Source organism: Fictibacillus terranigra, from assembly GCF_030412265.1.
Taxonomy (GTDB): domain Bacteria; phylum Bacillota; class Bacilli; order Bacillales; family Fictibacillaceae; genus Fictibacillus_C; species Fictibacillus_C terrinigri.
Genome location: NZ_JAUHLN010000001.1, coordinates 144798 through 157081 on the forward strand (window position 1 = coordinate 144798; position 12284 = coordinate 157081).

General features: G+C 44.5%; 12 protein-coding genes. 11 read left to right on the forward strand and 1 reads right to left on the reverse strand.

Translation table 11 applies throughout. From position 1 onward, the window contains the following. Positions 1–402: 402 nt before the first annotated feature. Both rpoE and pyrG read left to right on the forward strand, forming a co-directional pair. Entirely contained in the window at positions 403–972 is a 570-nt protein-coding gene (rpoE, locus tag QYF49_RS00715; protein WP_290397724.1) for a DNA-directed RNA polymerase subunit delta, read from the forward strand. 426 nt (positions 973–1398) lie between these two features. Further along, positions 1399–3003: a CTP synthase gene (pyrG, locus tag QYF49_RS00720; protein ID WP_290397725.1), complete on the forward strand. Its 1605-nt coding sequence runs from the start codon at positions 1399–1401 to the stop codon at positions 3001–3003. A 400-nt stretch (positions 3004–3403) separates the two neighbouring features. On the opposite strand, the gene QYF49_RS00725 is transcribed toward pyrG, so the two are convergent. Further along, the gene (locus QYF49_RS00725) at positions 3404–3934 is read right to left on the reverse strand and encodes a DUF2529 family protein (protein WP_290397726.1); all 531 of its coding nucleotides are present in this window, start codon (positions 3932–3934) and stop codon (positions 3404–3406) included. Positions 3935–4059: 125 nt separating this feature from the next. Between QYF49_RS00725 and QYF49_RS00730 the strand changes: the two genes are divergently transcribed. From QYF49_RS00730 to QYF49_RS00770, 9 genes are all read left to right on the forward strand, one after another. Then, positions 4060–4446: a response regulator gene (locus QYF49_RS00730; RefSeq protein ID WP_290397727.1), complete on the forward strand. Its 387-nt coding sequence runs from the start codon at positions 4060–4062 to the stop codon at positions 4444–4446. Between the two features lie 210 nt (positions 4447–4656). After that, positions 4657–5520 carry a class II fructose-1,6-bisphosphate aldolase gene (gene fba / locus QYF49_RS00735; protein ID WP_290397728.1) on the forward strand — a complete coding sequence of 288 codons (864 nt, stop codon included), beginning with the start codon at positions 4657–4659 and terminating at the stop codon, positions 5518–5520. Between the two features lie 201 nt (positions 5521–5721). Then, the gene (gene fsa, locus QYF49_RS00740) at positions 5722–6372 is read left to right on the forward strand and encodes a fructose-6-phosphate aldolase (RefSeq protein ID WP_290397729.1); all 651 of its coding nucleotides are present in this window, start codon (positions 5722–5724) and stop codon (positions 6370–6372) included. Positions 6373–6527: 155 nt separating this feature from the next. Next, positions 6528–7820 carry a UDP-N-acetylglucosamine 1-carboxyvinyltransferase gene (gene murA, locus QYF49_RS00745; protein WP_290397730.1) on the forward strand — a complete coding sequence of 431 codons (1293 nt, stop codon included), beginning with the start codon at positions 6528–6530 and terminating at the stop codon, positions 7818–7820. A 98-nt stretch (positions 7821–7918) separates the two neighbouring features. Next, positions 7919–8887 carry a class II fructose-bisphosphatase gene (glpX, locus tag QYF49_RS00750; protein ID WP_290397731.1) on the forward strand — a complete coding sequence of 323 codons (969 nt, stop codon included), beginning with the start codon at positions 7919–7921 and terminating at the stop codon, positions 8885–8887. A gap of 301 nt (positions 8888–9188) precedes the next feature. Then, positions 9189–10478 (forward strand): transcription termination factor Rho, encoded by a 1290-nt coding sequence (rho, locus tag QYF49_RS00755; RefSeq protein ID WP_290397732.1) that lies wholly within the window; start codon positions 9189–9191, stop codon positions 10476–10478. A gap of 113 nt (positions 10479–10591) precedes the next feature. Continuing rightward, the gene (locus QYF49_RS00760; RefSeq protein WP_290397733.1) at positions 10592–10837 is read left to right on the forward strand and encodes a type B 50S ribosomal protein L31; all 246 of its coding nucleotides are present in this window, start codon (positions 10592–10594) and stop codon (positions 10835–10837) included. Between the two features lie 189 nt (positions 10838–11026). After that, a complete protein-coding gene (locus QYF49_RS00765) occupies positions 11027–11644 on the forward strand; it encodes a thymidine kinase (protein WP_290397734.1) in 618 nt (205 codons plus the stop codon). A 97-nt stretch (positions 11645–11741) separates the two neighbouring features. Then, positions 11742–12194, forward strand: a complete 453-nt coding sequence (locus QYF49_RS00770) for a hypothetical protein (RefSeq protein WP_290397735.1) — start codon at positions 11742–11744, stop codon at positions 12192–12194. The last annotated feature ends 90 nt before the right edge of the window (positions 12195–12284 follow it).

Here is a 12284-nt window from a genome sequence, read left to right on the forward strand (position 1 = left end):
CCCTCTTTTTCTATTTTTAGCCTACTCAATGTTGCAAAATCCTCTTTGAAAGCCTCGCTGAACGGGTGTCTGGCACCCGCAGTTAACCCAAAGGTGCCTGACACCCAAATAATAGAACTAATTGCTTCGAAGTAAAGAAATATGGCATTTTAGCCAAATATGGCTAAAGAACCAGGCTTTTGTGCTGTGCAGCAATTAGTCCATTTAGGGGGTGCCAGGCACCTTTAGGGTGAAAAGATAGTGCCAGGCACCCTTGCAGTGATGTTGATTTTAAAAAAAAGATATCATTCATCTAGCATATCCTTGAAAGATTTGTTTATAATGAAGAGTATAATTCTTCTAGAACAAAACTTGTGCATCTATGACATAAATAGATTTATTGATTTGAAAGGAAGTGCCAACTTGAGTTTAATCAAATCTTATTCAAAAGAAGAGATCGTGGAAATGGCCATGGTTGAGATCGCTTTTGAAATTTTAAAAGAGGAAAAACAGACTGTTCCCTTTTATGAGCTTGTACAGCGCATTAAGGATATGAAAGGATTGTCTGATGCTGCTGTTGAACGCCGTCTATCTCATTTTTATACAGACATGAATATCGATGGCCGTTTTGTTTCCCTTGGCGACAATAAATGGGGACTTAAAGCTTGGTATCCGATCGAGAGCAGTGAAGAAGAGCTTGGGAACACCAACAAGCCTACGAAACGCAAAAAGGCTGTCGCAGATGATAACGACTTTGATGACTACGATGAAGATTTTGAAGAAGACTTCGATGCTCTCGATGTTGAAGATGAGTTTGCGAAAGCAAGCAGCGATGAAGATGATGGGGACGAGGACGAAGAAGAATTGGATGAGGACTTCGACGAATTCGCAGACAGCGACGAAGAGCTGGATGAAGACATGGAAGACGAAGAAGACGTTGCCGCTGAAGAGGAATTATACGAAGTGGAAAATGAAGACGAAGAGGACAAGTAAGAGTTGTAAGACCGACTGCCCGGTGTGCGCCTGAGAAACGGTGCCCACCGGGTTGTTTTTTTGATGTCCGGCTCGCCCAGGGCGAAAATGGATTACAATTTCCCCTCAAACAAAAATCGTGTTGCTGAGTAAGAGTTCCACCGCTTGTCGGACGTTGACAGGCAGCTGCCGCTTTTCCAGTCTTTTCTTACTTTTGCAAATTTCCTTATGGTTCTTGACATTCCAGCGGAAAGCCGATAGAATCATTTTTGGGCTAAACGTATATATAAATAATTTTTTGCAGATAAAAACAAAAGTGCCCCCTTTAATGGGGAGGAGTCACTTTTGTTTTTTTTTATTTTTTAAGCTTCTTAATCATATTCGCCCTTCTGCTTGAAACCGATGCGGAGGGGTATACTTAATTGTGAATCCAGAGGGGGAAAAAAGATGGCAAAGTATATATTTGTAACAGGCGGAGTGGTTTCGTCTCTAGGAAAAGGGATTACGGCAGCTTCCTTGGGCCGATTGTTAAAAAACAGAGGCGTTAAGGTAACTACCCAAAAGTTTGACCCTTATATTAACGTGGACCCAGGAACCATGAGTCCTTATCAGCACGGAGAAGTTTTTGTAACCGATGATGGAGCTGAAACAGATCTAGACCTTGGGCACTATGAGCGTTTTATCGATATTAACCTGAATAAATTCAGTTCTGTCACAACAGGTAAGATCTACTCTACGGTTCTCCGCAAAGAAAGAAGAGGAGAGTACCTGGGCGGAACAGTACAGGTTATTCCTCACATCACGAATGAAATTAAAGAACGTGTATTCCGGGCAGGCCGCGAAACCAACGCTGATGTTGTGATCACTGAAATTGGAGGAACAGTGGGTGATATTGAAAGTTTGCCGTTCCTTGAAGCGATCCGCCAGATTAAGAGTGATGTCGGTTCAGAAAATGTAATGTACATCCACTGTACACTTATCCCATATATCAAAGCTGCCGGAGAGCTTAAGACGAAGCCGACCCAGCACAGCGTGAAAGAGCTTCGAAGCCTTGGAATCCAGCCAAACATCATCGTCGTCCGTACGGAAATGCCAGTCTCTGATGATATGAAAGAAAAGATCGGCCTTTTCTGTGATATTGATCCAAAAGCAGTCATTGAAGCGCGTGACGCTGATACGTTGTACCGTGTACCGATCGACCTGCAGGAACAAAATATGGACCAGATTGTTTGCGACCATTTGAAATTGGACTGTAAAGAAGCTGACATGGGTGAATGGAAAAGCTTGATTGATCGAGTACTTAACTTGTCAGGAAAAGCAAAAATTGCGTTAGTCGGAAAATATGTCGCCCTTCAAGATGCCTATATTTCAGTCGTTGAATCCCTGCGGCATGCTGGATATCACCATGATGCGGATGTTGAGATCCAATGGATCAACTCTGAAGATGTAACGAAAGAAAATGTAGCCGAAACACTGAAGGATGCTGATGGGATCCTTGTTCCTGGCGGCTTCGGAGACCGTGGTGTAGAAGGGAAGATCCTTGCCATTCAGTATGCACGTGAGAACAAGGTTCCTTACCTTGGAATTTGTTTAGGCATGCAGCTTGCGTCTGTTGAGTTTGCACGCAATGTGCTCGGCATGGAAGGTGCACATTCTACAGAGCTTCTTCCGTCCACATCCTATCCGATCATTGACTTGCTTCCTGAGCAAAAAGATGTGGAAGACCTTGGGGGTACGCTTCGTTTAGGTCTGTATCCATGTAAGCTTAACGAAGGAACAAAAGCATACGATGCTTATCAGGATGAAGTGGTTTATGAGCGCCACCGCCACCGTTATGAATTCAATAATGAATATCGCGGTCAAATGGAGAAGGAAGGCTTCGTATTCTCTGGTACAAGCCCGGATGGCCGTTTAGTCGAGATCATCGAGCTTAATGATCATCCTTGGTTTGTAGCCTCTCAGTTCCACCCAGAGTTTATCTCTCGCCCGACTCGCCCGCAGCCTTTATTCCGAGATTTTGTCGGAGCATCTCTGAAATTAAAAAATCAATAAAATAAACCCGGCTGATTTCAGCCGGGTTTTTTGATTGAAGATTGGTTCATCCGTTTTAAACCCAGCATTACCGGCCCTAGATGGTTCTTTGCATGCGGTTTGAGAGGGGGGCGACCGCAGGACAGTGGACAAATAGGGCCAAGCATGCTGAACGCGCTCTGACTTGCTGTTGACCTTGGCTGCAAGCACTTCGTTAAAGGGGATTGTGACGGAGGCTTCTGTTTGCTCGAAAATCTGGTTGAAAATATTAAGGGGCTGGATAAGGATTAGGACGCTGTCCCTCCTCATCTGGAAATTCGGCAAAAATTGACATATCCCTTCAATGTTTTCAAAAAATTTAAAGTAGTTTATTCATACATTCGCTTTTTGGACCGTTTCTGCACGATTGTATATTTGCCAATTAATCTTCATACTCTTCGAGGATTTCTTTGGCGGTGATAAACAGGGCATGATACGCAAAAATGCCTGCCATGGCAGAAGGCATTCCAATACGCTCACCATTCTCGGTTGGAACCAGGCCTCTTTTTACCATCAAATCAATAAATACATCACAAAAGGGTACGGCTTCTTCCCCTTTTTCTTTTCGTGAGGCAAGGAAAATGGTGTTCGCTTCTGTATGTTGTTTTATTTCCCGGAGCAGGCTGATCGTGGGCTCATCGTTATGAAAACGTGCGGAAGCGATCACAGTATCTACACTTGTTAATCCGCTGATTTCTGAAGCGTCCAGGTGCTTCGCATTTGAAAAGGCCTCTTGTCCGAGCAAACCTTCTGCACATACTGCCTTCATCTCGTCTTTTCCTGTAAAATAGACAGTGCCCTGCGAAAGGACGGTTTGTGCAAGAAGTCTTGCTCCGTCTTCAAAGGCAAACTCATTATCCTGCTGTATTTTAGAAAAAATTCCGCTGAGCTGGGTGGCAAATATTTTTAACATAAGATTCCCCTTCGTTTCAGTAGTATGATTTAGTATAACGCATTGGTTTTTTTATTTCACTTGAGGCAGCAGGAAAACGACAGGTTTCACAGAATTAGTTAGAATATGGAATTGAACGAAAAAATATGACAGAGGTGAGCGAATTGAGTAAGATATTGATTGTTGATGACCAATATGGAATTCGAATTCTTCTTAATGAGATTTTTCAGAAAGAGGGTTATGAGACTTTTCAGGCGGCGAACGGGGTTCAGGCTCTTGCAATCGTCGAAGAGGAAACACCCGATCTCGTAATTTTAGACATGAAGATCCCAGGAATGGACGGATTGGAAATCTTGCGCCGCGTCAAAAAATTAAACGCTTCGATTCAGGTTATTATTATGACGGCTTATGGCGAATTGGACATGATACATGAAGCGATTAAACTCGGGGCGATCACTCATTTTGCGAAACCTTTCGACATTGATGAGATCCGCGCAGCGGTAAGGAAAGAATTACCAATCAGCGCAGGGTAGACAAAAAATCTTCAAAACATTGACAGATCGGCATTGGTAGCGCTTGCACGCAAAAAGCCTGATTTATTGCGGTTTTCAAGCGCTATTGGTATGCTATAATAGGTTTGAAAAAAGACTAAGTAATGTTTAACATATGGCATTTTCGGAAAAAGAACCACGATCATTCTTTTTTCGTTTTTTTGTGCCAATAGTAAAGGGAGGACATGAAACATGCCTTTAGTGTCAATGAAGGAAATGCTCGAAAAAGGAAAAGCGGAAGGATATGCTGTCGGTCAATTCAACATCAATAATCTTGAATTTACCCAAGCGATTCTCCAAGCGGCTCAAGAAGAAAAATCTCCGGTAATTCTTGGCGTTTCAGAAGGCGCTGCACGTTACATGGGTGGTTTTAAACTTGTCGTCAGCATGGTTAAAGCATTAATTGAAGAATATAAAGTAACTGTACCGGTTGCGATCCACTTGGATCATGGATCCAGCTACCAAAAATGTGCGGAAGCCATTCATGCCGGTTTCACTTCCGTTATGATTGATGGATCACATTTCCCGCTTGAGGAAAACATCGCCTTAACGAAAAAGGTAGTAGAACTTGCACACTTCCATGGTGTATCAGTTGAAGCTGAGCTTGGCCGTATCGGCGGACAGGAAGACGATCTTGTCGTGGATGATGCAGAAGCAGCTTACGCTATTCCTTCTGAATGTGATCAGCTTGTGCGCGAAACGGGTGTAGATTGCTTTGCTCCTGCACTAGGAAGCGTACACGGGCCTTACAAAGGTGAGCCGAACCTTGGTTTTGACCGCATGAAAGAAGTAAATGAACTAACTGGTGTTCCTCTTGTGCTACACGGCGGAACTGGAATCCCAACACACGATATTCAAAAAGCAATCTCTCTAGGTACAGCCAAAATCAACGTAAACACAGAAAACCAAATTGCGTCTTTCAATGCAGTAAAAGAATACATTGCTGCTAACCCGGATAAATACGATCCGCGTAAATACCTTACTGCTGCCCGCGATGCGATCAAGGAAACAGTGAAAGGGAAAATCCGCGAGTTCGGTTCTTCCAACAAGGCGTAACAATGATATGGAAATAAAACGGCTCATGCCGTTTTATTTCTCTGCCATGAAGCCGCCTATAACATTATAGGCGGTTTTCTTTACAATCAGATGCAAAAAAGGGTTATAATATGGGGTATGAAAGTTGTTGTGTGGAAGAGACTAAAAGGGGAATTAGACATCGTGTCTATACAACCACTTTATTATAGGAGTGAATGAATAATGAAATTTTTTATCGATACTGCAAATATTGACGAAATCCGCGAAGCCCACGATCTTGGCATTTTATCAGGGGTTACAACAAACCCAACGCTAGTGGCGAAAGAAGGCGTTGACTTCCACGACCGCATTCGTGAAATCACTGCTCTTGTACCGGGTTCTGTCAGTGCTGAAGTTGTTTCGCTTAAAGCGGAAGAAATGATCGAAGAAGGCAAGGAGCTTGCTGCGATCGCACCAAACGTGACCGTTAAAGTTCCGATGACAACAGAAGGTCTTAAAGCGGTTAAAGCTTTCAGTGACTTGAACATTAAAACAAACGTTACATTAATCTTTAATGCCAACCAGGCATTGCTTGCCGCAAGAGCGGGTGCAACGTACGTGTCCCCATTCTTAGGAAGACTGGATGATATCGGACAGGATGGGTTGAAGCTCATTAGCGAGATCGCTGAAATCTTTGCGATTCATGGTATCCCAACCGAGATCATCGCAGCATCTGTTCGTCATCCGATCCACGTGACACAGGCAGCACTTGGCGGAGCACATATCGCGACTATTCCGCTTAAGGTCATCAAGAGCCTGGTGAATCATCCATTAACTGATCAAGGGATTGAACGATTCCTAAGCGATTGGGAAGCTGTAAAAACCCGCGGATAGACGATACCATAACTTATACAAGCACCACCTCCCGTGGTGCTTGTTTTTGGTTTTTTGCCATAAAACACCAAAAATTAGCATGATATTCCAGTGGTTGAGAATACTAAAAAGTACAACAACAGCTGTAGACCGCTTGATGCAGAAGGGAGCAAATCATGGAACAAAAGCTTATGATTGAAGGGGGATTTCCCCTCGAAGGAACCGTTCATATTAGCGGAGCCAAGAACAGTGCGGTTGCATTAATCCCAGCTACCATTCTTGCAGAATCCCAAGTCATCATAGATCAGTTGCCTAATATATCAGATGTCCGTTTGTTAAGAGATTTGCTGGAAGAGATCGGCGGAGAAGCCGAATTGGATGAAAACAATACATTAACGGTGAATCCCGAAAAAATGATTGCTATGCCGCTTCCAAATGGAAAGGTTAAGAAATTAAGAGCCTCTTATTACCTGATGGGTGCTATGCTTGGCCGCTTCAAAAAAGCAGTCATTGGCCTTCCGGGAGGCTGTAATCTCGGCCCAAGGCCTATTGATCAGCACATCAAAGGCTTTGAGGCATTAGGTGCAAAAGTTACCAATGAGCAAGGTGCGATCTATCTACGTGCAGATGAGCTCATCGGCGCACGAATCTATTTGGATGTAGTAAGTGTTGGTGCTACGATTAATATTATGCTGGCGTCCGTTCGGGCCAAGGGCCAAACGATCATTGAAAACGCTGCAAAAGAACCAGAAATTATCGACGTTGCCACTCTTTTGACAAGCATGGGCGCGAAAATTAAAGGTGCAGGTACGGATGTCATTCGAATCGACGGAGTCGACCATCTGCATGGATGCCGCCACTCTATCATCCCAGACCGTATTGAAGCAGGCACGTACATGATATTGGCCGCAGCCGTTGGCCAGCAAGTGTTAATTGATAATGTCATACCTCTCCACTTGGAGTCATTGATTGCCAAGCTCCGTGAAATGGGTGTTCATATCGAAACAAAAGACGATCAGGTACTCATTCACAACAGTGGGAACCCGTTAAAGAGTGTAGATATTAAGACCTTGGTTTATCCTGGTTTTCCGACAGATCTTCAACAGCCGTTCACTTCATTGCTTACGAAGGCAGAGGGAACGAGCATCGTTACGGATACCATTTACTCTGCTCGATTTAAGCATATCGATGAGTTGAGGAGAATGGGTGCGAACATGAAGGTAGAAGGACGATCCGCCATTATTAATGGACAGGCCCGCCTTGAGGGAGCGAAAGTAAAAGCCAGTGATCTGCGTGCAGGAGCAGCTCTTGTCGTTGCCGGACTTATGGCAGAAGGCATCACCGAAGTTTCCGGGCTTGAGCACATCGACCGCGGCTACGAATCCTTAGTCGATAAACTGTTAGGCCTTGGCGCGAAAATATGGCGTGAAAACCTTGATGTGGAGGAAAAGGAAGAGGTCGAGAAGTAGGCAACATCAAGTTAAAGAGTTTCAGTGCTTGTCGCCTCTGACAGGCATCTCACGATTTCAATTTTTTGTAAGCGTTTAACAAGGGGGATGTTATTTCAATGGAACGTAGTTTATCAATGGAACTAGTACGTGTAACAGAAGCCGCTGCACTTGCTTCAGCTCGATGGATGGGCCGGGGCGTAAAGGATGAAGCGGATGACGCAGCAACCACTGCCATGCGCGATGTTTTTGATACTGTCCCGATGAAAGGAACCGTTGTCATTGGAGAGGGAGAAATGGACGAGGCTCCAATGCTTTATATTGGTGAAAAGCTCGGGACAGGCTATGGTCCGCGCGTGGATGTAGCGGTAGACCCTCTCGAAGGAACGAACATCGTGGCTTCCGGAACTTGGAATGCTTTAGCTGTGTTAGCTGTGGCGGACCATGGAAACCTTCTCCATGCACCGGACATGTATATGGATAAAATCGCTGTAGGGCCGGAAGCCGTGGGCAAGATCGACATCAATGCACCGACCATCGACAACCTAAAGGCGGTGGCTAAAGCGCGGAATAAGGACATTGAAGATCTTGTCGCGATCATTCTTAACCGCCCGAGGCATGAGAAAGTCATCCAGGAAATCAGAGAAGCGGGTGCAAGAATCAAGCTGATCTCTGATGGTGATGTGGCAGCCGCCATTAATACTGCATTTGAAGGAACAGGCGTGGATATATTATTCGGATCAGGCGGTGCTCCCGAAGGTGTCATTGCCGCAGTTGCCTTGAAGTGCCTTGGAGGAGAAATACAAGGGAAATTGCTTCCCCAAAATGAGGCTGAGCTAGAACGCTGCCGCAAAATGGGAATCACTGATATTAACAAAGTGCTTCGTATGGAGGATCTTGTAAAAGGTGATGATGCCATCTTCGCTGCGACAGGTGTAACAGACGGAGAACTACTGAAAGGCGTACAGTTTAAGGGGACGATCGGTACGACCCACTCTGTCGTCATGCGTGCAAAGTCCGGTACGGTTCGATTTATCGATGGCCGCCACAGCCTGAAGAAGAAACCTGATCTCGTCATTAAACCATAATCATTATTAAATAGTCCGGCGCTTAACTCTTCAGCATGTTGCTTTGAAAAAAAGGATGCGGAAGAGGAAGCGTCCGGCATTTTTTCTTTTTTCATCCTTCTTTATCTAAGACTTGATTAAACCCACATTTTGTGGTTAAAATATGAAGTACTGTTTAATTTATATTATAAATTTCCACTTCTGGTTTACTTACTTCAAAAGTATCCTTCCAATCCTTCATTTCTGTTGCCCTGTTCTTTCAAAAAACGATTAAAAACAGAAAACACAATGTGTAGAAAATAGAATAAAGTGTGGTGTTATTATGGGCTTAGTATTATCTGAATTAGAAACGAAAAAACTAAAAGAATTATATGAACTTGCAAGACAATATAGAGTTCCGTATTACGGAAAATTGACGAAAAGAGAATTAATGTTCTCCATTCTTAAAGCGCAGGCTGAGCAGGATGGATATTCATTTATGGAAGGCATTCTCGAAGTTATTCCGAACGAAGGTTTTGGCTTTTTGCGTCCGATCAACTACTCTCCAAGTTCTCAGGATATTTATATTTCAGCCTCGCAGATCCGCAGGTTTGATCTGAGAAATGGGGACAAGGTATCCGGTAAGGTAAGGCCGCCAAAGGAAAATGAACGGTATTACGGATTGCTTCAGGTGGAAGCAGTAAACGGCGAGGATCCGGACACAGCAAAAGAACGTGTTCACTTCCCGGCGTTAACGGCTCTTTATCCGGAAAAGAAAATGGTGCTTGAAACCGAGCGCACAAACCTTTCAACCCGTATTATGGACATGATTGCGCCGGTTGGTTTCGGCCAGCGCGGATTGATTGTTGCGCCGCCAAAAGCCGGTAAAACCAGCCTCTTGAAAGAAGTCGCACACAGTATTTCAACGAACCACCCGGATACTGAACTGATCGTTCTGCTCATTGATGAGCGTCCGGAAGAAGTAACAGACATCGAGCGGTCTGTGAAAGGTGATGTAGTCAGTTCTACGTTTGACGAGGTGCCGGAAAACCATATTAAAGTGGCGGAGCTTGTATTAGAGCGTGCGATGCGCCTGGTGGAGCATAAAAAGGATGTAGTGATCCTGCTGGACAGCATCACACGTCTTGCACGTGCGTATAACCTCGTAATTCCTCCGAGCGGACGTACATTGTCCGGCGGGATCGACCCGGCCGCGTTCCATCGTCCGAAGCGCTTTTTCGGGGCTGCCAGAAACATCGAAGAAGGCGGCAGCCTGACGATTTTGGCGACAGCTCTTGTGGAGACAGGCTCCCGTATGGATGACGTAATCTACGAAGAGTTCAAAGGAACAGGAAATATGGAGCTTCATCTTGACCGTAAGCTTGCTGAACGCCGAATCTTCCCAGCGATTGATATCCGTCGTTCCGGAACGCGAAAAGAAGAGATGCTTATCCAGAAAGATCACCTTGAATCATTATGGGCGATCCGAAAAACAATGGACGATTCGTATGATTTCGTAGATACATTTATGAAGCGATTGCGAAAAACAACCAACAACGAAGAATTTTTCGCGATGTTCGAAGCCGAGAAGTCAGGCACGAACAAGCGTGTGAAATCCCTGTCGAATTCCTGAAGAATATAAGGGAAATGCTGTTGCAAAATAAATAGCACCCTGTTATACTACTGCTATGTGCTTATTTTAACTCTGGGTCCTCAGGATTCAGGGCAGAAGGAGTTGAGAACGAAATGAAACCAAATTTACATCCGAATTATAATAAAGTTGTATTTATGGATGCGAGCAGCGGTTATAAGTTCTTGTCCGGCTCAACGATGTCTTCTAACGAGACCATTGAATGGGAAGATGGAAATACTTATCCAGTAATCAAAGTGGATGTTAGTTCCGATACACACCCTTTCTACACTGGCCGTCAGAAGTTTACTGATGTTGGTGGACGTGTTGACCGTTTCAAAAAGAAATACAATCTTAAGTAATATGCTGCAAGTTGTAAGGGGCAAGAGAACTTCTTGCTCCTTTTTTTTGTAATTGAAGAGAATTTTGCCGTCTTTGTAAAAGGCGTTAGCTCAATAGATGAGTACATAATAAATGTAAATACCATGTAGGATTCTTGCTGGAAAGACTGATGACATGAAAGCCAAGGATCTAGGAAGGGGAACAGAAACATGTACGTAATGAAGCAGAATGGCTGGGTTGAGGTCATTTGCGGAAGCATGTTTTCAGGAAAATCAGAAGAATTGATTCGCAGGGTCCGGCGTGCGAAATACGGAAAGCTTGAAGTTCAAGTCTTTAAACCGCTCATCGACGACCGCTACAGTGAAGAATCGGTGGTTTCTCATAACGGTACGGCAGTTATTGCACAACCCGTTGGGAAATCTGTTGATATCCTGAAAAACGTCTCTCCTGACACTGAAGTGGTAGCCATTGACGAGGTTCAGTTCTTTGATGAGGACGTCATTTCGGTCGTTCAGGAATTAGCCGATCATGGGATTCGAGTGATCGTTGCTGGCCTTGACCAGGATTTCAGGGGCGAGCCTTTTGGCCCGATGCCAAAACTCATGGCGCTTGCTGAAAGTGTGACGAAGCTGCACGCGATCTGCATGGTATGCGGTTCTCCTGCCAGCCGTACACAAAGACTGATCGACGGAAAACCGGCTTCTTATGATGATCCGATTATTTTGGTTGGCGCATCCGAATCATATGAACCGCGCTGCCGCCATTGTCATGAAGTACCGGGAAAGCCGAATAATCTGCTCGCAAGCCTGGCAGATCACACTGAATAAATAATGGATGATTCTTCTCATGGAGGGAATCATCCTTTTTTTGTCTGTATTTTTTATCGCAGAACACAAACCCTAATACGTACAGGAGGTGTTTTCTGTGAAAAAAGCAGGCGTTTTCCTTATCCTTTCTGCTTTGCTGGCAGCCTGTTCACCTACGTCAAAAGATCATTTTGAACCGACGGCGAATGAATCAGCCCAGAATAGAAAAGACAACATGTGGGGCCATGGCATCATTAATTACCATGTGACAAAAAACAATCCGAAATTCAATTATAGCTCCGAAACCAATAAGAACCCGCATGATTATCAGAAGCTGAACACAGCTCGGTTTGACATATCTGATGATCAGGATAAGATCCGGCAGGCAGTGGTCAGTGAGACAGGCATCAACCCTCAGATGGTGACCATAAATGGAAACTACGCACATATCCATTTGAACGTCCCGCCGAACGTGTCTGACCGCAAGAAAGCAAAGATGCGCCGGGAAATTAAAGCGGCAGCAGAGCAGGCAGTGCCACGCTATAAGTTTTCAGTTAAAGTGGACAGTTAAGAAGAGTGCATGCGCCCTTGCTCAGCAACACGCTTTTTGTGTTGAGGGGAAAGAGTGAAGCCATCTGGGATGAAAAGAAGATCTTACTTT